The sequence below is a fragment of the Fructilactobacillus sp. X8R1C1 genome (assembly GCF_059900945.1).
Map to the genome: position 1 here is coordinate 157,291 of NZ_JBWXVH010000002.1, position 24,428 is coordinate 181,718.

Sequence of the window (24,428 nt, forward strand, 5' to 3'; positions counted from 1 at the left end):
ATAATATGAAACTTACTGATTATATCGATAAACAAATTCAATTCTTAGACCAACAATTACAAGATGCTAAAGACAAGAGTGAAGTTAAGGGTCAATACCTCATTGAATCAAAGATTAACGAACTTCAAGCATTAAGCCGTGCCGTTGAAAAAGGTGTCGTTAACCAACTCTAATTAAAACAAAAGCGAGATCACATTAATTTGTGATCTCGCTTTTTGTTTGATTATTCAGCGAACAGGAATCTTTCAATAATTCTTGAAGCCATCTGATTGTTTAATAACTTACTGTGTTGACCTGATCTTCCGCTTACTTTAATTTCCTGATAGTCAGAGCCCGGGACAAGCTTTCTTAATTCACGAGCAGACGAAGTAGTAACTCGTCCGTCAGATTTATTTGTCTTGCTCAATTGTCCGTAAACGTTGAGGACACTCACACCCTTCGGAAAACTCTTAGAGGCATCCTTTAATTCACTAACTTTCGGGTAGCGATGGTTCATAACATCAGTTACCGGCATGATGCCCTTGTATGGTCCACCAATTGATATGAACTTGGTCAGTCGCATATGATTCGATTCTTGACCATATGCCACGGCGTTCTGATAAATCGTTAGACTCCCAGAACCAAATCCTAAAGCATTATATTGTTGATAATGGTACTTATGATTTAAATGAACGAGAATCTCATTCAGCCACTTCGCCTGAATTACCGTGGAAGCAGTATTGTCGGTAAAGTTGACCTTGATAATCGGATACTTAGCGTGTACATTTCCGTTAGGATGGTAATAAATCTTACCGTCCGGATAAACATTAATCTTCATGGCATACTCGCCGCCCTCACGACTAGAAGTAACCGTCAGGTGGTTAGCAGCCTTGGAAGTTTTATTTAGGTCTGATACAAATAAAATGGGGGTGTGTTCGCCACGCTTTACACCATCAACGTTGATCCCAAATTCAATAAAAAGAAAACCAGCCACAACAATGGCAATTCCAATCGCAAATAAAAAAATGTTTTTCTTTGCTGCTTTTTCCAAAAAATCACTCTTCCTTTGTTCATAAATTAGGAATCCCAGTGACACAAAAATCCCGCACAAAAAATCCGGAACACGCAAGCACCGGTTTCCAAATAATAATACACAATTGTGTATGAAACATAGTCTTATTAGATTTATAGCTCATCTTGTTTTCTTCCGGCAAAAAAGAAATAAAGACAGATACCAATGATACCCAACAACAATATTAACATAACCAACCAGAAGATGCTCTTTGAAACCGCTTTATTTATTGAATGAGTCGCTGAAATTGGGTTATTGACAGTAAACCCACGCGTAAAGTTCCAGACCTTAGTTCCCTTAAATTGAGGATCATTAGAAATCATTTTTAAGTGAAGCAAATAGCGTCCGTTCGGTAATTGGTTAGCGGACTTAGGAACCAGGTAATTAAACGAACTATTAGGCGCGATTACGGCATCAAAAGTTGTATGTGAGTCTAAAGCATTCATACTGTTAATCGGTGTAACGTCAGTCTTAATCTTGGTTTTTCCAAGCACCGCCGCCCTGTCATTTGATAACTTGACTTCCATCAAATTAGGATTACTAGCATTCAGCATCTTAATCCCATTCATTTTGATGTTAGCAGGTTGTTTTCCGTGTTTTAACTGAATTCCAACCGAATATGAATACAGTGAATTGACTGGTGATGACGACTGGTTGCCATTATCTTCGACAACGTAAAGGCCACCAAGAATGGTTCCCTTGAAGTCTTGAAATCGCCTGTCATTCGGAACATTTAGATTTAAAACAACGGTTTGCTTTTGTTGCGGTTGAAGTGAAACCGACTGATCGGAAGTTTTAGCAAAAGTTACCAACTTCTCAATCGGAAATTGACGGTTATTAGTTTTCTCTTTATTAGCGTAACTAATCGTAGGAGCTCCAGAAGTAGTAGCGGGATTAACTCCCAATTTAACCTTTAATGGCATGTTAGTGCTTCGGTTAATCAATTTGATTTTTAGCTGTTGTTTCATCCCAGGAGTTGCCTTAATATCGAAATAATCAGCCCTTTTTTGTTGGCCTTTCACATCTTTAATCTGAGGAAGAACTTCCAGTGGGACCTGATTTTGTGTATCGGCCTGGGTAAAAACACTTCCAAGTAAGAAGAAAAGAACAAAAGCACCGAGTGCAACCATCATCACCATTAATCTTTGAACTACTTTCATTATAACGCCACTCCAATTTCCAAGTTTAATCATTCATTACGCACAAAAGACGACAACAATTCTTAAATTATCATCGTCTTAATCATTAGTCGCCCTCAGAAGGACCGTGAGACAAGTTCCAAGTCAGCGTTCCACTAGAGTTCTGTGAATTGCCACCAAGGCCCGCTTTATTATCCCTTAAAACTTCTTCATCTAGGTTCAATTTAATGTTATCCAAATTCCAAAATGTCTGATAGGTTGAATTATCTAAACTCACATCATTACTTGAGACAATCGGGGTTTCCTGTCCATTAAAGTTAATGAGGTCGGAAAGATTGTTTCCCGTTTTACTCCACTGCGTAAGTCCCATGCCACTTGGGGTACTTAATTCTTGGAGAAAACCATCACCAAGTGGGGACCCACCCAAAAGTAACGATGCATCATTTAACAGGTTTCCTTGATTATCATTTGCTGTAGCCGTAACCGATAAGTTCCAACCGTCATCATTTATTTCGCTACCAACAGAATTAGTAAACTGGGTAAAGATCCCTGGCTTCGAACTATTTGGATTGTAAGCTAACGAAGTTCCCTGCTCAGAAATTGGAACCGCCAAATGACCATTAATCGGTGACACATTCCCACCGTTCATGTTAAATTGCATGCTTTGAGGAACTGCGTCGAGTCTTAACATTGCCGGATCATTATTGTCAGCAGGGTTGTTAGCTCCCGCAACTTGGTCACCCGGATCGACATTTTGTGGAAAGCCATTGTCATCCTGTGTTTGCGGTTGATATGGATTAATCACCCCTGGGCTATTAACACCGTCAACTGGTTCTGGGGTCTCCTTCGTGTAAAACCAACTGGAATCATTATATCCAGCGGCAAAAGCCGTAATGGTTTCGTTCGCAGTCAGGTAGGTTTGCTGTCCGTTCTTTTTAGGCAACGTATAATTGAAGTGCCCGTTAGAATCAGTCTTAGCGACGTACTCCCTTTTGGAAATATTATCAGGAGCTTTGGGTTGAAACATTGGATATCCAAAGGCGTAACCATCATTTGGGATACTATCGTTGTTACCAACATTGGGTTGGATATTCGGATCACCAGTTAAACTAACATACGCATCTGCATAGGGAGCACCGTTGTCATCCGTGACGGTTCCGTCAATCTGGTACGAGTACTTCGAATCCCTTGCATCATTTAAGGAATGGTCAAACTGCAGGTTACCTTCGGACTGGGAAGTCCCCACCTTTAAACGAGAATATTGATATGGATCAAACGAAGTGGGTTGAAAGGTATCATTTGGATACGACCAGCCACTAGCCGGTGATTGTTCCCAGCTCCACTGAGGCGAACCGTCATTATCATGATTAGTTAAGTTCCAAGCTGAGAATGGTTGATTAGCACCAAACTCAATCTGTCCACTCCCGGTTGTACGACCGCGATTAACCGAAATAATTGGTTCGTTAACCGGATGACTATAATTACTCATCCGCAGATCGCCATACCCTAGTTTACGTAAATCAACGTTCCCAGTTAGCGACTGAATTGCCATTCTTGAGTCATTATTTTGAACATTTTTATCAATGTTTAAGGTTGGCTGTTGATCAGAACCTGGGTCAAGTTCAGCAACCTGATTAGGAGCAAAGGTAATGTCACCGTTAGCAAATATGCCTGGACGATTAGTTGCTGGGCTTCCGTAACCATGATAACTATTGACCGTTAGGGTTGAACTCCCAATATTAATTCCAGATTGAGCACTACTATTTGCTCGATTATAAGAAGTGATGGCCGTATGACCAGGCGTCATATCAATATTAACCTTGGAGTAATTACCAATACTAAAGTCATTTTGGTTATTTCCACGCCCCAGATCAAATCCAGAAGTTTGACCTGAACTGTTGCTATTACCACCACCAACTGAGTTTTTAGCGGTCGCATCCATATCGACATTGACATTGTTACCAATCGCAATCTGACCCAGATTAAAAGGTTGACCAGTATTAGGATTAGTGGGAACATTTTGAATCCGCTGATCCCATCGTTCGTCTCCCCAGTCACCAATTTCAAAATTAGGAAGAGAAGAATTGTTATTACTGGTGGTTTTAACGTTAGTTGGATTGGAACTGTCATTACTGTCGGCAATCCACAATGCACATGCTTCCATCAGTTGTTGACCACCAAAGGAAATATTAGAATTAGTTCGCCCCATCGCTGAATACCGATTAACCTGGTTCAACCGGATTTGGCCCTTTAAAACGTCTAATCCACCATAGTTAACAAACGGTTGAGAACCAGTATACGAATAATTGGTGTAAGTTTGTACATCACCATGAATTCCACCGTTGCTATCACAAAACATCCCATAATAATTACCACCATACACGTTCAAGTTGTTAACCTGAACGTCTGGAAACTGGGATGTCCCATTCGAATTGCTTCCATTATTTCCATGCCAATCAAAACTATTACCGCCTAAATCAACCGTTGGACCATTAACGTGTTGATCGTCCGGATTACTATTAGAAGCGGTAACTTGTCCGTCGACCACCAGATTACCACTTAGACGAGAAGCAGCCTGGACCTGTCGCATTCCGGTATCAGGAGCGGCAAAATCATTTGCAATTAAAATATGATCGACGTTTGAATTCTGGATGGCCGCAACAAAACTACTCCAGTCGCCCACTGAGACAGTCGATAAATCAGCCGTTTTAATTTGCGCAGCCGACAACTTGGTGGCTGGCACGTACTTACCCGCCTTAAAATCACTTTCGTCATTCTGACTTTCTTGCATTAATTGTGTGTACTTACCATTCTTTTGGTCCATATCATGGTTACTTAGGGTTTTTGTCTTCTGGTCGTTTCCAGATGACGCCTGATCCGGGTTATCACTATTTGGACTTGTCTTTTTAAACGAACTGCTTTGACTAGTGGAATGAGCATGACTAGCTGATGAACTAGCTGTTTGAGGATTACTTTCGGCCTTTACTGAAGCAGAACGATTTAAACTCGTTGTATACACGAGTAGAATCGTATAAGCCACTATAAATAATATGGTCACTCCACCGATAGTTACTCGTTTAATCCACTTGTCTTTTTTCACCGTTCATTCCTCCCTGATTTAAGACTTACACCTTGTGTTTTCGATGATTAAATATTACTAGAGATGCCAAAATTGTGACAATCAGGCCTAACGCAACTATAATTCCGATCATAATCAAGAGTGTTCGATCTGAAAATGTCCTGATGTAGTCAACCGGACTAACGATAAATTCCCTTTGTAATTTAACGTGACTAGGTGATTCATTAACTGAATTCTTACCACTGAGATTAACGGTAGCAACGTACCTACCGGGCAATAATTGCTTATTTAGCGGTTGTTTGATCGCAAATTCACTGTTGGGCGCAACCTGACCCCTTCTAATCTTGGTACTTGTCATAATTCGGTTCAGCGTCACGTTCTTCAATGTTGCATTAGCCTTCACGTCATCTAACATGGCCGGTTTTTTATTTACTAGTCCAAAAGTAAACATTGCATGTTTGACAGCATCCTTCTTGAGATCGTTTTTGGTTGCCTTAATCTCACTACCTTGCGGTTTCCCTTTTCTAACTTCAATCGGGATGGTGTAAGAAAATTGATTATTAATCTCACCCTTAACTGCCGGCGCATCTTGTGTAAAAGTTACTGCACCAAGAATTTCGCCATTAAAGTCGCGAAACTTATCATTATTTAAGTTGAGGGACATCTTCACGATCCGAGTTTGCCTGGGAGCTAACTGAAAATCACGATCACTTAACTCATTAAATGAGACCACTTGGCGCATGTTAACGGGTAATCCACGAAACTGACTTTGATTATTATTAAAAAATAACGCCAACTTAGATGATGTGGACGCAGAATCAACTCGGGTGCTAATCTGACAAGCGTTGGTTTTACTTAAATTAGTTATCGAGATGGCGATGGGATAATCACGTGCTTGGTTAGTTATAATCTGGTAGTATGAATTATCATGTGACACATGATAACTGTCATCAATCTTGACCTGGATTGGGGTCGTACTGCTCATACTAGCAGCCGAAGTCGTCAAAGTGGCCAAGACTACCACCATAAATAAAGCAATCAGCGTGATTAATAGTGATTTAACGAACTTTTTCATAATTAGGGTCCTAACTTTTTAGTGAACCTGAGGAGCATAATTCCAATCAATTGTGCCGTTGTATTCATTATCTTGACTAGGGACTTTATCATAGCCAGTAAAACTATTACTATTAAACGGAACTTCCAGGCGGAAATCTCCTAACGTCCATGCTAATTCATACACGCCAAACGAACCAACCGGAGTCATTGACTGATCAGCGGGGCCATTATTAGTATTCGACAACATTACCGGAGCATCTGCATCAGTCGTAATGGTGGTAGTTCCAATGTTGTCTGGTGACGCTGGTTGTGAGAGATTATTGTACACAGCATCCCTAATGTCATATTGAAACAGTTGGGTATTCTTTAATTCAATGTACGCTCCGGGAAGGGCATCTCCATCACCGTTAACAAACCCGTTTCCATTCCCATCGGCTTCAAGCGTGGCCTTTAACTCCATTGGTCCGGTATCACCAAAGTCATGAACTTGGACAAACACAAAGTTATTCTGACTTCCATCTTTAGACGTGCTAGAGCCACTTGAAGTTAACGGACTATCCGCAAAATGTGGGTCACTGAGAGCCTGAAAGGTTAAATCTTTGGGGACATAATCGACGGCATCTTGATCATTATTCTCACCAGCCGCTCCATTAGCACCAATGTTGGAATTGTCACTTGGTGTAAAAGGATTGATGATTGGGACATTAAATCTTCCCTGCACGTTTAGGCCAACGTTGGTATTATTATTTTGGGAATAATCAATTAACCCATCGGCTTTTACAATTATGGAAAATAGGCACACTAACAAAACCATGCTGCATAGAAAAAGCCCTACATATTTTACTTTTGCTACCAAACTCGTCGCCTCTTTTATCTCAAAGAATAAAAAGTAATCTTCTTTAACAACAACTTGTTAACTAAACCAGATATCTTGCTTCATATTTTAGAATAATTATTAATTTATCACTTAATTAATTGATATTGTAACACGATCCCCATCAATCTTTAAATTTTATAAAAATAAATGTGATGTTCTTTCACAAAGACGTCGGTTAATTTATGATTAGAAATAATAGGCCCAGTAGTGATATATTAGAGGTGTGAGATTTTAACTAAATTTGGTAATTAAAAATTATTTTTACGCTTTATTTAATTTTAATTATTGAAGAAAAAATAATTTATCCAACTAATAAAAGGAGATATTCACTTGATTACTTTAAAATCAGATCGTGAAATTAAAAAAATGGCCGAGTCTGGTGCAGTTCTTGCTGGTGTCCACAATGGTTTGAAAAAAATCATTAAGCCGGGCGTTGATACTTGGGAAATTGAAGAATTTGCTGATAAGTACATTACCGACCACGGGGCTACTCCATCAGAAAAGGGCTTTGACGGCTATAACTACGGGACTTGCATCTCAATCAACAATGAAGTTGCCCATGGAATCCCGCGTCGGGGCTTAAAATTAAAGGAAGGCGACATTGTCAAAGTTGACATGTGTGTCAATAAAGACGGTTTTGAAAGTGACTCCTGCTGGTCATACGCGGTTGGTGAAGTCTCACCAAAGATCAAGAAACTCATGGAAGTTACTAAAAAAGGACTATACCTTGGCATTGACCAAGCTCAAGTTGGTAATCGAATTGGAGACATTGGTGCTGCCATTCAACACTACGTTGAAGACGAAAACCATATGGGTGATGTCCGAGAATTAATTGGACATGGCATCCAGCCTTCCATTCATGAAGATCCAGCTGTTCCAGCTTATGGGGTTGCCGGTCATGGAATGCGTCTCAGACCAGGCATGACCATTACCATTGAACCAATGGTTAACCTCGGTACTTGGAAAATCAAAGATGATTATGATAAAAAAGACGATTGGACCTACTACGTTAGCCAAGATGGTTCATACTCAGCTCAATACGAACACACCTTAGCAATCACCGAAGATGGTCCTAAAATTCTCACTTCTCAGGATCACGTTGCTGACGCTAAATACATGTTCAAAAAATAAAAGTAATTAAAATGGATCCGAAATCATTAAGAATTTCGGACCCATTTCTTTTTTGTTCTCCATTCTGTTTCGCTATGCTAAGATGGATTTGTTTCAGACTAAATCAGGAATGAAAGGTGGACCAAAAATGAAAAAATCAATCAAAATTGTGGGAACACTAATGGTATTATTAATTTCAATGATTGCCTTTAGTTCTCTCACGAGCTCGACCACTGAAGCTGATCAGAAAGTTGACCCTAACATTGGTTTTCGTTATGAACACCCCACCGCCAAATACTATATTCGGAGAGGAACTCCCCAATCGTACCAAACTATCATTGAACAAGCTGCCAGAAACTGGAATAAAACGCACGCTTTTACCTGGATTCGTTCCAAAACCAAAGTTCCGACAACCATTGGTACTACCAATAGTAATACTGGCTTCTGGAAGGGCAATCGGTACGCTGGAGTTACTTTAAATCTCACTAAAACCGTCAACGTTAAAAATCACACTTATCAGTCAGGTGCCAAAATCACGCTCAATCCGCGGGTAATGAGCAACATGGAATACACTTACAAGCAGCAACTACTAACAACCGAACACGAATTTGGTCATGCAATGGGGCTTAAGCACAATCACGCTCAAGAAAGTATCATGTTCCCAAATGACACCTACTATAATTCACTTGATCCTAATCAGATTGGTCTTAGTGACATTCATGGTTTAAAAAACCTGTACAATGAAAAATAAAACAATTTTAAAGGGATGCTACTTTATGAAAGTAGCATCCCTTCCTTATTTCCATCCGTATGTTTTTAAATCCATATCACGCTTAGGTATCTTAGACACATAAGGGTTCCCTTTAACGTAGAAACGATACGGCTTGTCCGTCCAAGTTCCTCGGTCACTAACCCCAATTCGTCCCGATTCGACCACTTCTTTTGGGACTTTCACATGATCAATGTCTAAGTCAAGGGCGGTGTTACCAAGCTCAATCAAGTTCATATCCTTGTCATAAATCCCCAAGGCATCCATTAATTTTCCCGGGCCATTAGTCAATTCAAAACCATTTTTCTTACGATTTTGTTTCATCAAGTCAATCCCTTGATAAGGTTCGATTCCACGAATCAAAATTCCCTCTGGTACGTCCTTAGCCTGAGCAGCAACGTCCAAACAAAGTCGACCATGAATGGAGTAGATATAAATCGTGCCAGGAACACCATACAAGGCTTCGTTCGATGGGGTCCTTTTCCCCTGATAGGCATGCGCTGCTGAATCTCTTTGTCCCAGGTAGGCTTCCGCTTCGGTAACGTATCCGCTCATCAACCCCTTTGGAGAATGATAAACCAGTAACGTTCCAAGCATCTTTTTAGTAATCTCATCGGTGGTACCTTCATTAAAAAAATCTCTTAACTTATCTGACAAAACCCTTACCTACCCTACCTCTTATTAAAAACTTTAGACTAACGAATGATAATCGTTGAAATTTTAGACTGCTTAACCAGTTTAACACTAATACTACGATTACCGTGTTCACCGGTCGCATCAGCTCCACAAATTAAGAGATCTGCCTTAAACTTGGGAGCAATGGCATCCAAAATTTCATCGTCAATGTTCCCACCAACCGAAATAATGGGGGTTACGTCCTCCACGCCAGCGTCACTTGCTCGATCGGTGTAATTACCAACCACTTCTCGTAAATGATCCCGTTTTGCTTCGATTTTACTTGGTGTTAAAGAATCATAAATATTAATATCATTATTTTCTAACACCGAGCAAATTCCAAGTGCCGCATGAAACTTAATGGCAATAGTAACTGCGTAACGAAAAGCCCGTTGCGTTGACTTACTATCGTCGGGATCAACTGTCAATAAAATCCTTTCAAATGTCAATGGTTTAAATTTTTCCATTGTCTTCATCCCCTTTCAATAACATCATATCATTAATTTTATGATTTTTAATAAAAAAATAATCAGTAGCAACCCACTGATTATTATTAACTCATTATTCTTTATTAGGATCAGGTAGCGACGCTTCACCAGCACCATTTTGAGCGTCTTCAATACTTTTTACCATTTTTTTAGCATGAATACGACGCATCTTTTCCTTTTTTTGTTTAATTCTTAAATTGTCCATTGCTTTATTTTTAAGCACGATTCCTTCATCATTTTTAACCATGTGGTAAATCGATATCAATATCATGATACATACGAACATTAATGGAAATCCAGCAATCGCACAGAAGGTCTGGATGGTACTAAATCCTCCGACAACTACTAGTCCAAACGAGAATAAGACAAAGACAACAACCCATGTCATTCGGTTAAACTGGGTTGGTTCCTGTCCCTCCTTTAACCCTAAACTTGTAAATGAGGAAACAATGAAAGCTGAGGACGAGATGGTCGTCGCCAGAAAGATAAAACACGAAATACAGTAAACGACAAAAACAATTACCTTAAAGGGCAAACTGGATAATACAGCAGTAATGACAGCAGCCTGACCCTGCGTATTCAAAATATGAACCAAGTTAATCTGGCCGGTCCTTTGTAACCATAACGAATAGCCACCAAGAATTGCATAAAAACTTAAACATCCTACTGAACCGTAACCAAGCATTCCAATCAAAGTGGAACGAATGGTTCGTCCTTTAGAAATACGAGCAATAAAGAGTCCCATGACCGGCATGTATGACAGCCACCAGCCCCAGTAGAAAATCGTTTCCAGTTTGGCAACATCCGCAGTTCCATTGGGAATGGTATTAGTCGACATGGAAACAAACTTATCAGCCAAGAGTCCCAAACTGTTGGTCTCTGAACTTAAGATATAAATAGTTGGACCAACTAACAGGACAAAGGCTAAGAAAATAATGGCTGTCCAAATATGGGCATCACTCAAACGATCAATTCCACCATTTAATCCCTTATAAACGGTCCAGGCAAAGATCACAAATAGCACCGCAAAGAGCGCAGTTTTAAGTTCCAAATTATCTGGAATCCCTAATAAACGACTTAAAACATTAGAAATAATGGGAATTTCCATTCCAACCGATGATCCAACACCACCCATAATTCCAAAGACAACCAGAAAATCAACTAGCTGTCTGGTGTAATACTTCCACCTAGCCTCACCTTGAATAAAATCAATGGCAGAGCTAAGGCGTTGTACCTTGCCGTGTTTAACAAATAGAATATAAGCAATGGCAATCGTAGCCGGGGCAAACATCATCCATGCCATTGGTCCCCAGTTAAACTGACCAAACATGTGCGCATAATTATAAGCACTCTGTGAAAATGGTTTAGCCCCAAAGGGAGGATGCTGCAAGTATCGAAGCGGATCCACCATACTCAACATTAAAATGCTGGCATCAATTGCGGTCGCAAAGACCATGCTGCCCCATTGCAAATCACTATACTCTGGTTTGGAGTGGGGCTCTCCCAAGCGGATAGCACCATACTTTGAAAAGATTAACCACATAAAAAATAAGAAGTTAATTATGTAAACCACCATATAGGCCCATCCCATTTGATTAGTGATCCAATTTAAGGCTACCGCTAGTACTCCTTGCAACTTGGAACCACCAATAATCAGAATGATTGAACCAATTCCAAAAATTAATAAGGTTGGAATAAAGACGAATTTATCAATATTAAATTTTTTAAAAATAAAGAAATCCCTCCAAACGCTTTTTTCACAACAAAAAACGCTATGTATGGTGCTCATAGAGCCACTTGCATAGCGTTGTAAAGGTCACACAAATGATAATTACTTATCTTTCACTATCATTATACACAACTAAGATAATAAGTAAAATTCACTAATTATTGTCAATCTTTTTTAATACTTGAGCTGGATTTCCGACTAAAACCACATCGTCTCCAAACGATTTGGTGACAACAGCTCCAGCACCAACCACCACATTGTTTCCGAGTGTCACGCCGGGAACAATGGTGACATGACCACCAAACCAGGCATTATCACCAATTGTAATTGGGGCCGCCATTTCAACATCTGCAACCCGTTCCTTAGCATTCAAAGGATGGACGTTTGTATAAAGTCCACAATTAGGACCTATGTAACAATTTTTACCAAATGTGATTGGAGCCGTATCAAGCAGCGTTAATCCGTAGTTAGCGTAAAAGTTGTCCCCGATGTAAATATTAAAGCCATAATCAAACTCCATCCCAGTCTCAACAAAGAATCTTGGTCCGCTCTTTTTTAACAATGATTGAATCAGTTGGTTCCGCCTCTCATTATTAGGGGTATTATTAGCCTCCTGCAACTGCTTTCGACAAAGGATCCTTCGACTAATCAGTTCTTTATCAAATTGATTATAAGATTCTCCCTTAGTCATTTTTTCTCTTTCACTCGTCATTGAATCACTCCTTTTAGGTCTTAACCTTATTATTAGGAAAATTTACATTTTGTCCATAGTCTGATTCAATTTCTCGTCCACGAAGACGTTTCCTTTATTTGTGGCGTGACCCTTCGTCCAACCAAATTGGATGTTAGGAAACTGTTTCAATAAATCATCCAATTGTTGCCAGAGTTCCTTATTTTTAAGTTCTCCGCCACTACGTTTCCATCCGCGCTTTTTCCACCCGTCAATCCAGTGCTTAGTAATGGCGTTTAAAACGTATCTTGAATCGCTGACAACCCCAACACTCTGGTCGTTAAGCTGATGATCAAACAACCATTTCAAAGCTTTCACGAGTGCCATGATCTCCATTCTATTATTAGTCACCCCATACTCACCGCCTGAATCAACGTGCTGACCGGTCGGAGCGTCAATTAGGTATGCCCACGCCGCCTTATCGTTTGATTTGACGTGACCACCAGCAACATTACCGTGATTTCTGGAACCACCATCGGTAAATACAATGATGGTTGGGCGTTTACCTACTTTACTTTCCACCGGATGGTTTTCAAATTGAACCCCATATAAGTACGCACCAGCTTCTCTTTTAGTTACAAAACTTTTATACTCAGCTCCCGAAAATCCATCAACTTGCTTTTTAGTGAGTTCCCACGTTGGATAAATTCCAGGGTGTCTCCCCTGCTTTACCGCGTAATACTTCTTATTCTTTGCCATTTTAGCTCCATTTGAATTAAAATCTTAATTAATTATTACATTTAATCATATCGTTTTGCATTTTGTAATATTTATGCGAAAATAACATACAGGAGGGGATTCATACAATGGCTGACATAGCTGCAAAATTAATTACAGTTGATCAAGCGTTAGCAATGCTCAAGGACCGTCATGCTCAAAAAAATGAACGTTTTCCCAAGTTAATGACTCCCGGTAAGTACATTCTACCAGATTACTTCTTAACTAGAAAAAGGGAAGCGTTTAAGATTAGAAAGCATACTTTCTTAAAGCGGCGCTCCCGCTCATACGTTGCTTTCGATTCAGAGAATGGTCAGACGCTTTGGTTGCACAATTTCCCTAGTCTATCAGAAGCATTATTCTGGTTAGATACCGGTCTTAAACCGGCCGATTCTGATTCAGGATCTTCATTCAAAGAATGGAAACAAGAGCATGCAAAAGAAATTGAAGGCATGAAAGACCAGCTTAGACAAATGCCAAAACCTAAAAAAAGTAAACCAAAAAAAGCTAAAAAGGGTAAAAAGCATTAATATCAAAAGTCCCGAGTTGAATTTGGGTTTTTGATTAACTAATTTCACAAAAAAGCACCGCTCAATCAAATGAGGGGTGCTTTTTTGTAGCTGCTGTGGCTGGGCTCGAACCAGCGACATCTTCATTAACAGTGAAGCGTTTCTACCAACTGAACTACACAGCAATAATGAATTACTTAATTTGTTGTTCACAAGTATACACAGTTATTAATTAACTGTCTACTGTTTTATCAAATTATTTTAAATAAAAAAAGTTCTGCGCTAAAGAAACGCAGAACTCAACTCTAATCTATTTTCGCAGCTGTTCGTTTGGGTAAATGATAACCTTTAAAGAGTTCGATTTATCCGTTCTTGATTTTTCAAGAGCCGCTTTCGTTTCATCTAGTGGATAAAAGTTAGTTAATAGATTATCAACCTTATCAGTGGTTTTAGCTAAAATCTTTAATCCAGTCTTGTAGTTGTTACAGTATCTAAAGATCCCCATAATGGTGGTTTCATGATCAGTCATGAACGGAACATCCAGTGGCGTTTGGTCGGTTGTTGGGACACCAATGTAGGCGACTTTACCACCCCGCTTTAGCGCGTGAAGTGAAGTTTGTTCACCTGGAACTGATCCTGAAGCGTCAATGGCGTAATCAACGCCCTTGCCATTTGTGATGGTCTTAACTTCGTCTAAAACATCCGCATTTTTAATGTTAATTGCATGAGTAGCTCCCAGCTTCTTGGCGGTATCAAGTCGGAGTTGCTCGGTATCACTGACAATGATGGTGTCAGCACCATGGGCCTTTGCGGCTAAGATCGCAAGCAATCCAACGGGACCCATGCCAGAAATGAGAATTGTTGAACCAACGTCAACTCCTAATTTTTGTGTAGCATGGACGCCAACTGACAATGGCTCATTTAGAGTCGCCTCTTCATAAGAAACGTTTTCAGGAATGTGATAAACAAAGTCTTGTGGATAAACGATGAATTGAGTTAAATCACCATCAACTGGCGGGGTTGCCATGAATTGCATGTTAGGACAGAGGTTATAATGGCCCGTTCGACAAGCCTCACAATGACCACAGGGAACACCCGGTTCCATTGCGACTCGATCACCACGTTTAAAGTCGGTTACTTGATCACCCACTGCTACAATCACACCAGAACTTTCATGTCCTAAGATTAAGGGTTTTTTAACCACAAAATCACCAATGTGTCCTTGGTCATAGTAGTGAACATCTGAACCACAGATTCCAACCGCCACAACTTTAATCAAAACATCAGTTGGACCCATTTTCTTTAACTTAGTGTCCTTCATATCAATATCAAACATTTTTTCTAAGACCGCACTTTTAGTGGTCTTAGGCATATTATTTTTGTCATAGTCGGGAATTTTTACATCAGTCATGATTTTCAGTCTCCTTTATTAAGAACTCATTTACAAAAATCATTTTAGGTTAGAAACCTACAACTCCCATTTTTATCATCCCATTCCCATAATTTTCACCATCATTATCACACCTTGCTCAATGGTTATCAATAAAAAAGCACAAAAAAATAGACCACTAATTATCAAAATAAATCAATAATCAGACGTCTAGTAAAAGTTAATTAGTTCAATTATTTAGCAGGTTTTTGTTTCAAAAACTTTTGTAAGTCTGCTACTTCTTTTTGTTTTGCTTTACGTTTTTTAGTGTCGATCGGACGACGACCTTGGACACCATTTGGATGACAAATTCTCATGATGAAAAACTCCTTCCAATTAAGTCTAATTCCTTAAATACATCAGCTCCTAGTATTATAATACATGGAACAGGTAAAAATCAAATCAAACTAGAATGGAGACACAAAAATGGCTAAAGATTATCCACAAGCAGTAACGATTGCTGGAAGCGATAGCGACGGTAGTGCTGGCGTCCAAGCTGATTTAAACACTTTCTTTGCCCGTCGGGTCTATGGGGCATCGATTATCACAGCATGTGTATCGGGTAATTCATATGGGATTCACGATAGTGTTAACATGCCGACTAGTTTTATTGACCAGGAATTTAAAGACCTCGGTGATGATTTTCACATCTTGGCTGCTAAAACTGGCATGTTATCAGACGCTAACATCATTAATACAGTCGTAAAAGATTATCAGCTCTATGACTTTGGCCCCCTCGTGGTTGATCCAGTAATCACCACCAAATTTGGTACCATGCTTTTAGAAGCGGATGCTTTTGACGCCATGAAAAACCAACTGGTTCCCATGGCAACCGTCCTCACGCCGAACTTTTTTGAAGCGCAAAAGTTGACTGGTTTAGACGTTGACGATCCCAACTTTATGGCAAAGTCAGCTCAAGCCATGCAGGACATGGGTGCTAGTAACGTAATTGTCAAGGGACGTCATGATGACCCTAGTCAGACCAAGGTTTCTGACTACGTTTTACTTGAAGACGGCAAACATTTTAATATCGACGGCCCTTATTTTACCACCGACCGTAAAAATGGAACTGGTGATACTCTTTCAGCTGGCATTACCGCTGAACTGGCAAAGGGACACACCGTTTCCGATTCCATTAAGATTGCCAAACAATACGTTGATGGCGCAATCGAAGACGAGATCCAAGTTGGTCATAAATATGGTCCAATCAATCATTGGGCAAGATAATTTAGGAATTAATATTTGTAAGACGCAAATTCATTACTTAAGGGATGAGTTTGGGTCTTTTTTTGGATTGAGCTCAATTTTCATTTGAGGCAAATTAATCATAATGTGGTATGTTCTAATTATCCAAGCTTAAATAATTTTGATTATTAATTTATTGATCAAAAAGGAAAGGAATCTTATGTTTCATGAAAGCAAACAAACCAATAAAATTATTTTTAGACATGGATAACGTGTTAGTTAATACCATCCCTGTTCTAAACCAACGGGCGAAATCATTACCAACCGGAGCTCGTCCTGATCGGATCCCCGGCATCTTTAAGGATCTTGATCCGACCGAAAATGCGATTGAAAGTGTTAATCAATTAAAAAAATATTATGATTTGTACATCCTCACTACTGCTCCGTGGAGCAATCCAAGTGCTTGGCAGGATAAGGTAGCGTGGATTCAACGCTACTTTGGTCAAGAAAAAGGAAGCCCCTTTTACAAAAAAATCACAATGACTCACGATAAGAGTCTCGTTCACTACGTTGGTGGAATTCTGATCGATGATCGTCCGTATCATGGTGCCAGTGCTTGGAACGACACCAAAACCAACAGTGTGTGGATCCAATACGGATTTGATAAACGATTGACTTGGAAAGATGATCTAGTTCCATTCTTGATTAAAATTGCCCAATATGGCAATCAAACTAACCAGTTGATTGATGCCGTCAATCAGGCTAATGATCAAAATCCAAAATACGTCGTCCACGGAAATGTAAGTACGTTTCAAAAAGAAAATTGGGAATAAGGGAGAAAATAAAATGATTACAAACAGTACTGAAATGTTAGATAAAGCTCGAAAAGAACACTATGCCGTTCCGGCATTCAACGTCAACAACCTCGAATGGGCGAAAGCCATCTTAGAAGCATGTGAAGAAGCCAAGTCACCGGTCATTATGCAGGTTACTTCTGGTGCGGCCAACTACATGGGCAGTTTTAGATTAGCCTATGATTTGATCGTGGATATGCACAATGCACTAAACATCACCGTACCGGTCTCAATCCATCTCGATCACGGAAACTACTACGACTCCATTAAAACCCTTGGAATCAAGTTCACTTCAATCATGTTTGACGGGTCTGCCCTCCCGTTAGACGAAAACCTTGAAAAAACCAAGACCCTAATTAAGTTAGCACACGCAGAAGACGTTAGTGTCGAAGCTGAAGTCGGAACCATTGGTGGTGAAGAGGACGGAGTAATTGCTGATGGTGAAATTGCACCAGTTGATTCAGCCGTCAAAATGGCCGAGACTGGCGTAGACATGCTGGCAGTTGGCATCGGTAATATCCACGGTAAGTATCCAAAGGACTGGAAGGGTCTCAACTTTGCTCATCTAAAAAAGATCGACCAAGCCCTTTATGATAATACGGGAAAGCAAATCCCATTGGTTCTCCATGGCGGCTCTGGAATTCCTGATGACCAAATCAAAAAGGCCATTCAATTAGGAATCTCTAAGATCAACGTCAATACTGAGGGACAATTAGCTTTCCACCAAGCAATGCGTGACTACGTCCACTCTGATAAAGACCTCGAAGGAAAAAATTATGACCCCCGAATCTTCTTAAAGGCTGGAACCAACGCGCTTAAAAACATGTGCCTAGACCGGATTAGAGTCTTTGGATCAGAAAACAAAGCCTAATTCATACCCGTTATCAAAATAATTAATCCATCTGGATTCACATTTATCTAAAAATGTGAATCCTTTTTTTATTCCATCAGTTCATTCATCAACTACATATAATAAAATGAATAAAGTTTAACGAACGTTAACCCACGTGATTACTCATTTTCTTACTCAAAGCCGGATATTATCCAGGATGTTTTTATTGTGAAATTTGATATTGGTAGTATACTAACCGTTAAAGAAAACGTTTTCTTTAGTTTATGAATGCTGCCATCAAGCGAATCCTAGGAAAATGGCACATTTAATAATTATGTGAAATATGGTTTATTTGTGAAAGTAAGAAGTGATAGACAAAATGAAAAAATATATTTTAGTAATTGACGAAGGAACCACCAGTGTTCGCGCTATCATTTACGATAAAAACGCAAACGTGGTATCTAGCGATCAAAAAGAATTAACCATGTATTTCCCGGAACCCGGTTGGGTGGAACAGGATGCTAACGAAATTTGGTTAACCGCCCAAGCCGTGATGGCAACCGCCATTATCAAGGGCCGGATTAATCCGAATGAGATCGCTAGTATCGGAATTACTAATCAACGAGAAACCACCGTAATTTGGGACAAAGAAAGTGGATTGCCCATTTCTAAGGCCATTGTGTGGCAATCACGTCAAACTGCCCCAATAGCCAAAACAATGATTGATGCCGGGTATAAAAGCATGGTGCAAAAGAAAACCGGCTTAATTATCGATGCGTATTTTTCTGCCACTAAAATCAGATACATCTTGGATCAAGTCTCTGGTGCCCAGGAACGAGCCGAAAATGGTGAACTTCTGTTTGGTACGATCGACAGTTGGTTACTTTGGAAACTAACGGGCGGTGAAGTTCATGCGACCGATTATTCGAACGTTTCTCGAACCATGCTATATAACATCGAAAATCTCGACTGGGATCCTGAATTACTGAACATTCTCAATATTCCTAAAGTCATGCTTCCAGAAGTCAAGGACTCATCGGGAGTCTTTGGTAAGAGTCTGCCGGAAAACTTTTTTGGTGCTTCGGTTCCCATCTCTGGAATCGCTGGTGATCAACAAGCCGCTCTATTCGGTCATTTAGCGGTTAATTCCGGTGACGTTAAAAACACTTATGGTACCGGTTCCTTTATTGTGATGAATACGGGAAAAAAGCCCAAATACTCACACAACGGCTTATTAACCACGATTGGTTATGGAATTGGTGGTCAAATTACCTACGCTTTGGAGGGATCCGTGTTTATTGCTGGTTCCGCCATCCAGTGGCTAAGGGATCGCATGCAGTTAGTTAAAACGGCTCCCGATACCGAAAATCTAGCCAACAAGTCTAATAATCACAATGAGGTTTATGTCGTCCCAGCATTCACTGGATTAGGTGCTCCATACTGGAATCCAGACGCGCGTGGTGCGGTCTTCGGTTTATCACGTGGAACCACCAAAAATGACTTTGTTAAGGCAACGTTACAGTCCATTGCCTATCAAAGTCGAGACGTTGTTGGTGCCATGGTGAATGATACTAATATGCCAGTCACCAACCTTCACGTTGATGGGGGAGCCTCGTTAAATAACTATTTAATGCAGTTTCAATCCGATCTTTTAGAGACCTCAGTCGTGCGATCAAAAGACATTGAAATGACTGGACGTGGCGCCGCCTATTTAGCCGGACTAGCCATCGGATTCTGGAAGAGTATTGACGAACTTAAAAAACTTCAGCCTGAACCAACCATTTTCAATCCCAACATGGAAAAAGATGAAGCAGAAAGCTTATATTCGGGCTGGAAACAAGCAGTTAAGGCAACTGAATCATTTAAGCCTCAGGAGAATGAAAATGAATAACTTTTCGTATAAAAACCGAAATCAAGATATTGATCAACTTAAAAATGATGACTTTGACGTCACAATCATTGGTGGTGGCATTACTGGAGCAGGCATTGCCGTTCAGGCCGCTGCTTCGGGTCTCAAAACCGCTTTAATTGATATGCAGGATTTTGCTGAAGGAACCAGTAGTCGTTCGACCAAACTCGTTCATGGGGGAATCCGCTACCTCAAGACTTTTGATATTGACGTCGTAAACGACACCGTCAAGGAACGAGCCATTGTGCAACATATCGCTCCACACATCCCTCGTCCTTCTAAAATGCTACTGCCACTTTACGATAATAAGGATGACACCTTCACCCCGTTAAGCGCAGAAGTCGCCATGGCCATTTACGATCGTTTAGCCAACGTTTCAAAAGACAGTCCCTTTGCACACCAAACATTGTCAAAAGCGGATGCAGAGAAAAAATTACCCAACCTAAACCACAATCATTTAGTTGGGATGGGAGTCTATCTTGATTACAAAAATAACGATGCGCGCCTCACAATCGAAAACATTAAACAAGCAGTCAGTGATGGTGCCGTTGCCGTTAGTCACGTTAAAGCAGTCAACATCGAAAACGATCACAATCAAAAGATTGTAAACGTGATTGATAGAGAAGATAACACCGAATTTCCAATTAAATCCAAAATCGTCATCAATGCGGCAGGCCCTTGGTACGATGGCATTGTTAAAATGTTTGATTACGATCATAAGCAAAAAATCAGACCTACCAAGGGAGTTCACTTAGTAGTTGATCAAAGCAAACTTAAGGTGCCCCTCCCCGTTTACCTAGACTCTGGGTTAGACGATGGTCGGATGATTTTTATCATTCCAAGATTTGGAAAAACTTACTTTGGAACGACGGACACGGATTACGATGGCGATTACAGCAACCCAACCGTTAATCAAAAAGATGTTAACTATCTCTTAAAGGCCGTTAACCAACACTTTCCAAACGCTAACTTAACGACTAACGATATAGAAGCAAGCTGGGCTGGCATTCGTCCTTTGATTGAATCCGGTGATTATAACGGGAATACCACGCACAAAAACTTAAACGACGACGATCTGCACCACCTGGACACTAAAATCAATCAATACTTTAACCGGCAGATTGACCACAACGACGTTAACAATTACGTTCATTCGGTAGTTTCAAACGACCAAAGTGCTTCAAGTGTTTCACGTGGATTTGAAATCAAACTGGTCGACGGTGTCATCAACGTCTCTGGCGGTAAATTAACCGATTACCGGCTGATGGGCGAAGACACGATGAAACTTGTCAAAAAAGAACTGGAACAAAAATTTGATCAACCTGTTTCATTAATTGACTCTAAAAATTACCAAATCTCTGGTGGTCACTTCGATTCAAACGACGTTAATGGCAACATTAAAAGTTACGCCGCCACTTTAGTCAACCGCGGCTTAAGCACTAAGGAAGCCACGGCGATTGCCAACCTGTTTGGATCAAACACTCCCTTAATCGCTAACTACGTTGCCAGTGGAGTCACTGCGCCAGGTTTAACCTTGGCAGAAACAAGTGTCCTCCACTACTCAATCGATCACGAAATGATCAGTCGTCCAATCGACTTCTTACTTAGAAGAACGAATTACCTCCTATTTGATTCCGAGAAAACCGATCAAATCGAGAGGCCGGTAATCGATGAAATGAGCCGCCAATTAGGCTGGGATCGAGCAACTAAAGAAAACATGACCAGGGAATACTTTAAGATCCGCCATCAGTCTCAATTAAAGAAACTAAAGGAGGCTAGTCTCAATGAGTAATCGAATTCCACTTATTTTAGCAAATTGGAAAATGAACAAAACCAGCAAAGATATTGAGGACTTCTTAAAATCATTAGAAGGTAAGTTGCCTGATAAAAACCTCGTTCAAGTTGGCATTGCAGCTCAAAACGTCTACCTTTATAAAATGGTTCAGTTCATTCAATCCCAAAAAGAGCCCATCGAAGTTTTTGCCGAAAATTTGCACTGGGCCGACGAAGGTCCGTACACCGGAGAAACGTCCCCGGTTGCATTATCAGACCTTGGAATCAATGGTTCTATCATTGGTCACTATGAACGCCGCAAGATGTTTAAAGAAACGAACGGTACAATTGGATTAAAAATCATGGGCAGCTTTCGCAATCACCTCACTCCGGTAGTGGCAATCTCAGAAGATACCTCAACCTATAATCCTGATGATCTGGAGATGTCACCCTTAACCGAAATTGCCGTTTCATTTGCTGGCATCAACAAAAAGGATGCTGAACATTTAGTCATTGCATACGAACCATCGTGGTCCATCGGTGCTGCTAAAACAGCCTCATTAGCGGAGATTGAACATGCAGCACGGGTGATTCGCACCTCCCTTAAGATTATTTTCGGAAATGACACTGCCGAAAAGATCAGGATTCAATACGGTGGAGCAGTCACCCCAGAAAATGCCAAAGCCATTTTTTCATTACCAAATATCGACGGACTGCTGATTGGAAGAGCCTCATTATCTTCAGATACCTTTCTTAAAATCATCAATGACGTGGCCGAAGTTCAAAGAGGAACCTAATAATGAAATTAAAAATCTTTGGTGAACTGGTTGGGACTGCCTTATTAATCTATTTAGGAACAGGCCTCATCATTTTCAGCGGACCGTACGCTGACCAGTTAGGTCCGTCGGTTGGGTGGGGTCTCACCTTATCCATTCTGGTTTATGCCACTGGACCACTTTCAGGAGCTCATCTAAATCCAGCCGTAACCCTTACCATGTATTTAACTAAAAGAATGCCCGGAAAAGAGGCGATTATTTATGTAATTAGTCAACTAGTCGGCGGTCTCTTAGGTGAAATTTGTGTCGTTTTAACCTACGTCTCACTGCTTAACAAGACTGGTGAAAGTTGGAACAAGGAAGTTAGCACTAATTATTTAGGTGGAACGGTCTTCCCCCACATCTCCGCTCCAATTGCTTTCTTCACCGAAGTTCTACTGACCACCACTTTGTTAATTGTGATCCTAGTCTTAAACCATTCTAAAACAAATATGTATGCCATTCAGTCACCAATTGCCGTCGGCTTTACCATCTTTGTTCTGGTAATTGTTGGTGGGAAGTTAACCGGCGCTTCAATGAATCCCGTCCGATCATTGTTCCCCGCTATTTTTGCTGGTGGATTAGCATTAAAATCACTGTGGCTTTATCTAACAGCGCCACTTGTCGGTTCGATTCTGGCAGCCTTAATAAATCAATATATTATTTCAGACCGAAGCGAACGAATTTAGTATTATAAATAAAAAAGCTCCCAATCCGGAGCTTTTAAATCAAACACTACCCACAGGGGCTCGTCTTTAGCGACGAGTCCCTTTTGTTGTCAATACCATCAAAGTAAAGAGTCCTTACCATTTTTCGGGACTCCAACTTCTTCCATCAATCTCATTTTCAGCCTGCTCATTTCTTTTGGCCTGTTCTCTAACTAACTGTTTACATCCATATAACAGTGAACGATTAATAAATGATGTCTGGGTCTTAATTAATTCATTAATCTTATTAGTCGTCCATTCTTCGTTATCATCCATATTAGTCTTCCTCCTGATTCCGAATTAGGTTAATTTGTTCCTTTAAGTCATTTAAATTATCTTGGCTGGTTTCCACTTCTTTAATAATTAAATCCAAATCTTTTTGATGCGACTTCATACTCCCCTTTGCCAATTTCTTTAGTTGAAAAGCCATCCACGTCTCACGTTCGTTAAAGTTAAAGGGATACTTAGCTGTCAAATACATCTGGTAGTCAACAAGCAACTTTTTTTTCTCATCATCCGACATGTACCCAAATTGCGAAATCACAAGTGGTGTCATAAACTTCATACCTGCTTGTCTAGCAAGGGCTTCGTATGGTGTCATAATTTGAGAAATACTAAAGGATTGACTAGCACCCACCGCAAACGATGATTTAGGGTAGCCCACACTCGTCACGATTCCGAGTTTCTTGCCCTTTAAACGGCCATCTTCATTAGCGTACGTGTAGGCCCGACTTAAGACCTCATCCTCCCAAACTTTAAGCGATGAGGGGGCACTATACCAATAAAGTGGAAACTGAAAAATGATCCGATCAGCCTTATTTAAGAGGTCACGCTCAGCTTGCACGTCAATTGGATCACTTCCATATATTTCATCTAAACAGTGCCACGTAACATCGGCTAAATCAGCTTGACTGGTTCTTAGAAATTCCTGGGTAATTGAGTCCTGAAACTTGGGGTGTGAAACGATTATTAATGTTTTCATGCCTTCATCTTCT

General features: G+C 40.3%; 25 protein-coding genes and 1 tRNA gene. 11 read left to right on the plus strand and 15 right to left on the minus strand.

The window, feature by feature from the left end:
- The first annotated feature begins 5 nt into the window (after positions 1–5).
- Positions 6–173: a hypothetical protein gene (locus tag AC6UD1_RS02750; RefSeq protein ID WP_010022596.1), complete on the plus strand. Its 168-nt coding sequence runs from the start codon at positions 6–8 to the stop codon at positions 171–173.
- A 50-nt stretch (positions 174–223) separates the two neighbouring features.
- On the opposite strand, the gene AC6UD1_RS02755 is transcribed toward AC6UD1_RS02750, so the two are convergent.
- The 5 genes from AC6UD1_RS02755 to AC6UD1_RS02775 all read right to left on the minus strand — a co-directional run bounded on the left by AC6UD1_RS02755 (position 224) and on the right by AC6UD1_RS02775 (position 7,181).
- Positions 224–1,030, minus strand: a complete 807-nt coding sequence (locus AC6UD1_RS02755; protein ID WP_500693465.1) for an alpha/beta hydrolase — start codon at positions 1,028–1,030, stop codon at positions 224–226.
- Between the two features lie 134 nt (positions 1,031–1,164).
- Positions 1,165–2,211: a WxL protein host-binding domain-containing protein gene (locus AC6UD1_RS02760; RefSeq protein ID WP_500706278.1), complete on the minus strand. Its 1,047-nt coding sequence runs from the start codon at positions 2,209–2,211 to the stop codon at positions 1,165–1,167.
- Positions 2,212–2,296: 85 nt separating this feature from the next.
- Positions 2,297–5,290, minus strand: coding sequence for a pectate lyase-like adhesive domain-containing protein (locus AC6UD1_RS02765; RefSeq protein WP_500707246.1), 2,994 nt, complete (start codon positions 5,288–5,290; stop codon positions 2,297–2,299).
- A gap of 25 nt (positions 5,291–5,315) precedes the next feature.
- Entirely contained in the window at positions 5,316–6,344 is a 1,029-nt protein-coding gene (locus AC6UD1_RS02770; protein WP_500707248.1) for a WxL protein host-binding domain-containing protein, read from the minus strand.
- A gap of 18 nt (positions 6,345–6,362) precedes the next feature.
- On the minus strand, positions 6,363–7,181 hold the full coding sequence (locus AC6UD1_RS02775; RefSeq protein WP_500707250.1) for a hypothetical protein: 819 nt from the start codon (positions 7,179–7,181) through the stop codon (positions 6,363–6,365).
- A 351-nt stretch (positions 7,182–7,532) separates the two neighbouring features.
- On the opposite strand from AC6UD1_RS02775, the gene map reads away from it, so the two are divergent.
- Together map and AC6UD1_RS02785 are read left to right on the plus strand one after the other, a co-directional pair.
- Positions 7,533–8,333, plus strand: coding sequence for a type I methionyl aminopeptidase (map, locus tag AC6UD1_RS02780; protein ID WP_500695297.1), 801 nt, complete (start codon positions 7,533–7,535; stop codon positions 8,331–8,333).
- Between the two features lie 127 nt (positions 8,334–8,460).
- The gene (locus tag AC6UD1_RS02785) at positions 8,461–9,063 is read left to right on the plus strand and encodes a matrixin family metalloprotease (RefSeq protein WP_500693459.1); all 603 of its coding nucleotides are present in this window, start codon (positions 8,461–8,463) and stop codon (positions 9,061–9,063) included.
- A 45-nt stretch (positions 9,064–9,108) separates the two neighbouring features.
- On the opposite strand, the gene AC6UD1_RS02790 is transcribed toward AC6UD1_RS02785, so the two are convergent.
- From AC6UD1_RS02790 to AC6UD1_RS02810, 5 genes are all read right to left on the minus strand, one after another.
- Entirely contained in the window at positions 9,109–9,738 is a 630-nt protein-coding gene (locus AC6UD1_RS02790; RefSeq protein ID WP_500693458.1) for a DNA-3-methyladenine glycosylase, read from the minus strand.
- Positions 9,739–9,776: 38 nt separating this feature from the next.
- Positions 9,777–10,223 (minus strand): universal stress protein, encoded by a 447-nt coding sequence (locus AC6UD1_RS02795; protein ID WP_500693457.1) that lies wholly within the window; start codon positions 10,221–10,223, stop codon positions 9,777–9,779.
- 94 nt (positions 10,224–10,317) lie between these two features.
- Positions 10,318–12,033: a BCCT family transporter gene (locus AC6UD1_RS02800; RefSeq protein WP_500693456.1), complete on the minus strand. Its 1,716-nt coding sequence runs from the start codon at positions 12,031–12,033 to the stop codon at positions 10,318–10,320.
- A 94-nt stretch (positions 12,034–12,127) separates the two neighbouring features.
- Positions 12,128–12,685, minus strand: a complete 558-nt coding sequence (locus AC6UD1_RS02805; RefSeq protein WP_500696482.1) for a sugar O-acetyltransferase — start codon at positions 12,683–12,685, stop codon at positions 12,128–12,130.
- A gap of 42 nt (positions 12,686–12,727) precedes the next feature.
- A complete protein-coding gene (locus AC6UD1_RS02810) occupies positions 12,728–13,402 on the minus strand; it encodes a ribonuclease H family protein (protein ID WP_500707252.1) in 675 nt (224 codons plus the stop codon).
- A 107-nt stretch (positions 13,403–13,509) separates the two neighbouring features.
- On the opposite strand from AC6UD1_RS02810, the gene AC6UD1_RS02815 reads away from it, so the two are divergent.
- Positions 13,510–13,950: a hypothetical protein gene (locus AC6UD1_RS02815; RefSeq protein ID WP_500693453.1), complete on the plus strand. Its 441-nt coding sequence runs from the start codon at positions 13,510–13,512 to the stop codon at positions 13,948–13,950.
- A 90-nt stretch (positions 13,951–14,040) separates the two neighbouring features.
- Here the strand turns inward: AC6UD1_RS02815 and AC6UD1_RS02820 are convergent.
- The 3 genes from AC6UD1_RS02820 to AC6UD1_RS02830 all read right to left on the minus strand — a co-directional run bounded on the left by AC6UD1_RS02820 (position 14,041) and on the right by AC6UD1_RS02830 (position 15,675).
- Positions 14,041–14,114: transfer RNA gene (locus AC6UD1_RS02820), tRNA-Asn, on the minus strand.
- A 125-nt stretch (positions 14,115–14,239) separates the two neighbouring features.
- Positions 14,240–15,340, minus strand: a complete 1,101-nt coding sequence (locus AC6UD1_RS02825) for an NAD(P)-dependent alcohol dehydrogenase (RefSeq protein WP_500707253.1) — start codon at positions 15,338–15,340, stop codon at positions 14,240–14,242.
- A gap of 212 nt (positions 15,341–15,552) precedes the next feature.
- Positions 15,553–15,675: a hypothetical protein gene (locus AC6UD1_RS02830; RefSeq protein ID WP_010022570.1), complete on the minus strand. Its 123-nt coding sequence runs from the start codon at positions 15,673–15,675 to the stop codon at positions 15,553–15,555.
- A 109-nt stretch (positions 15,676–15,784) separates the two neighbouring features.
- Here AC6UD1_RS02830 and thiD point away from each other — a divergent pair, with 109 nt between their 5' ends.
- The 7 genes from thiD to AC6UD1_RS02865 all read left to right on the plus strand — a co-directional run bounded on the left by thiD (position 15,785) and on the right by AC6UD1_RS02865 (position 23,415).
- Positions 15,785–16,585 (plus strand): bifunctional hydroxymethylpyrimidine kinase/phosphomethylpyrimidine kinase, encoded by an 801-nt coding sequence (thiD, locus tag AC6UD1_RS02835; RefSeq protein WP_500707254.1) that lies wholly within the window; start codon positions 15,785–15,787, stop codon positions 16,583–16,585.
- A 185-nt stretch (positions 16,586–16,770) separates the two neighbouring features.
- Positions 16,771–17,376 (plus strand): 5' nucleotidase, NT5C type, encoded by a 606-nt coding sequence (locus AC6UD1_RS02840; RefSeq protein WP_500695304.1) that lies wholly within the window; start codon positions 16,771–16,773, stop codon positions 17,374–17,376.
- Between the two features lie 13 nt (positions 17,377–17,389).
- Positions 17,390–18,268, plus strand: coding sequence for a class II fructose-1,6-bisphosphate aldolase (fba, locus tag AC6UD1_RS02845; protein WP_500696478.1), 879 nt, complete (start codon positions 17,390–17,392; stop codon positions 18,266–18,268).
- A 340-nt stretch (positions 18,269–18,608) separates the two neighbouring features.
- Positions 18,609–20,120, plus strand: a complete 1,512-nt coding sequence (glpK, locus tag AC6UD1_RS02850; protein ID WP_500693448.1) for a glycerol kinase GlpK — start codon at positions 18,609–18,611, stop codon at positions 20,118–20,120.
- Positions 20,113–21,930 carry an FAD-dependent oxidoreductase gene (locus AC6UD1_RS02855; protein WP_500707255.1) on the plus strand — a complete coding sequence of 606 codons (1,818 nt, stop codon included), beginning with the start codon at positions 20,113–20,115 and terminating at the stop codon, positions 21,928–21,930. Before glpK ends, AC6UD1_RS02855 begins: the two co-directional genes overlap by 8 nt.
- Complete coding sequence (tpiA, locus tag AC6UD1_RS02860; RefSeq protein ID WP_500696475.1) at positions 21,923–22,708, plus strand: triose-phosphate isomerase; 786 nt, start codon at positions 21,923–21,925, stop codon at positions 22,706–22,708. Before AC6UD1_RS02855 ends, tpiA begins: the two co-directional genes overlap by 8 nt.
- Positions 22,709–22,710: 2 nt before the next feature.
- The gene (locus AC6UD1_RS02865) at positions 22,711–23,415 is read left to right on the plus strand and encodes an MIP/aquaporin family protein (protein ID WP_500693445.1); all 705 of its coding nucleotides are present in this window, start codon (positions 22,711–22,713) and stop codon (positions 23,413–23,415) included.
- A gap of 114 nt (positions 23,416–23,529) precedes the next feature.
- Here the strand turns inward: AC6UD1_RS02865 and AC6UD1_RS02870 are convergent, their stop codons facing one another.
- Positions 23,530–23,709 carry a hypothetical protein gene (locus AC6UD1_RS02870; protein ID WP_500707256.1) on the minus strand — a complete coding sequence of 60 codons (180 nt, stop codon included), beginning with the start codon at positions 23,707–23,709 and terminating at the stop codon, positions 23,530–23,532.
- Between the two features lies 1 nt (position 23,710).
- A complete protein-coding gene (locus AC6UD1_RS02875) occupies positions 23,711–24,415 on the minus strand; it encodes an NAD(P)H-dependent oxidoreductase (protein ID WP_500707257.1) in 705 nt (234 codons plus the stop codon).
- Positions 24,416–24,428 lie beyond the last annotated feature (13 nt).

Bases quoted from the DNA above. Each gene is read 5' to 3' on its own strand.
- AC6UD1_RS02795 (WP_500693457.1), bottom strand. From the start codon at position 10,223: ATGGAAAAATTTAAACCATTGACATTTGAAAGGATTTTATTGACAGTT.
- thiD (WP_500707254.1), top strand. From the start codon at position 15,785: ATGGCTAAAGATTATCCACAAGCAGTAACGATTGCTGGAAGCGATAGC.
- AC6UD1_RS02815 (WP_500693453.1), top strand. From the start codon at position 13,510: ATGGCTGACATAGCTGCAAAATTAATTACAGTTGATCAAGCGTTAGCA.
- AC6UD1_RS02800 (WP_500693456.1), bottom strand. From the start codon at position 12,033: ATGAGCACCATACATAGCGTTTTTTGTTGTGAAAAAAGCGTTTGGAGG.
- fba (WP_500696478.1), top strand. From the start codon at position 17,390: ATGATTACAAACAGTACTGAAATGTTAGATAAAGCTCGAAAAGAACAC.
- AC6UD1_RS02825 (WP_500707253.1), bottom strand. From the start codon at position 15,340: ATGACTGATGTAAAAATTCCCGACTATGACAAAAATAATATGCCTAAG.
- AC6UD1_RS02810 (WP_500707252.1), bottom strand. From the start codon at position 13,402: ATGGCAAAGAATAAGAAGTATTACGCGGTAAAGCAGGGGAGACACCCT.
- AC6UD1_RS02770 (WP_500707248.1), bottom strand. From the start codon at position 6,344: ATGAAAAAGTTCGTTAAATCACTATTAATCACGCTGATTGCTTTATTT.
- AC6UD1_RS02865 (WP_500693445.1), top strand. From the start codon at position 22,711: ATGAAATTAAAAATCTTTGGTGAACTGGTTGGGACTGCCTTATTAATC.
- AC6UD1_RS02840 (WP_500695304.1), top strand. From the start codon at position 16,771: ATGAAAGCAAACAAACCAATAAAATTATTTTTAGACATGGATAACGTG.
- AC6UD1_RS02785 (WP_500693459.1), top strand. From the start codon at position 8,461: ATGAAAAAATCAATCAAAATTGTGGGAACACTAATGGTATTATTAATT.
- AC6UD1_RS02875 (WP_500707257.1), bottom strand. From the start codon at position 24,415: ATGAAAACATTAATAATCGTTTCACACCCCAAGTTTCAGGACTCAATT.
- AC6UD1_RS02870 (WP_500707256.1), bottom strand. From the start codon at position 23,709: ATGGATGATAACGAAGAATGGACGACTAATAAGATTAATGAATTAATT.
- AC6UD1_RS02760 (WP_500706278.1), bottom strand. From the start codon at position 2,211: ATGAAAGTAGTTCAAAGATTAATGGTGATGATGGTTGCACTCGGTGCT.
- AC6UD1_RS02750 (WP_010022596.1), top strand. From the start codon at position 6: ATGAAACTTACTGATTATATCGATAAACAAATTCAATTCTTAGACCAA.
- tpiA (WP_500696475.1), top strand. From the start codon at position 21,923: ATGAGTAATCGAATTCCACTTATTTTAGCAAATTGGAAAATGAACAAA.
- AC6UD1_RS02855 (WP_500707255.1), top strand. From the start codon at position 20,113: ATGAATAACTTTTCGTATAAAAACCGAAATCAAGATATTGATCAACTT.
- glpK (WP_500693448.1), top strand. From the start codon at position 18,609: ATGAAAAAATATATTTTAGTAATTGACGAAGGAACCACCAGTGTTCGC.
- AC6UD1_RS02805 (WP_500696482.1), bottom strand. From the start codon at position 12,685: ATGACGAGTGAAAGAGAAAAAATGACTAAGGGAGAATCTTATAATCAA.
- AC6UD1_RS02830 (WP_010022570.1), bottom strand. From the start codon at position 15,675: ATGAGAATTTGTCATCCAAATGGTGTCCAAGGTCGTCGTCCGATCGAC.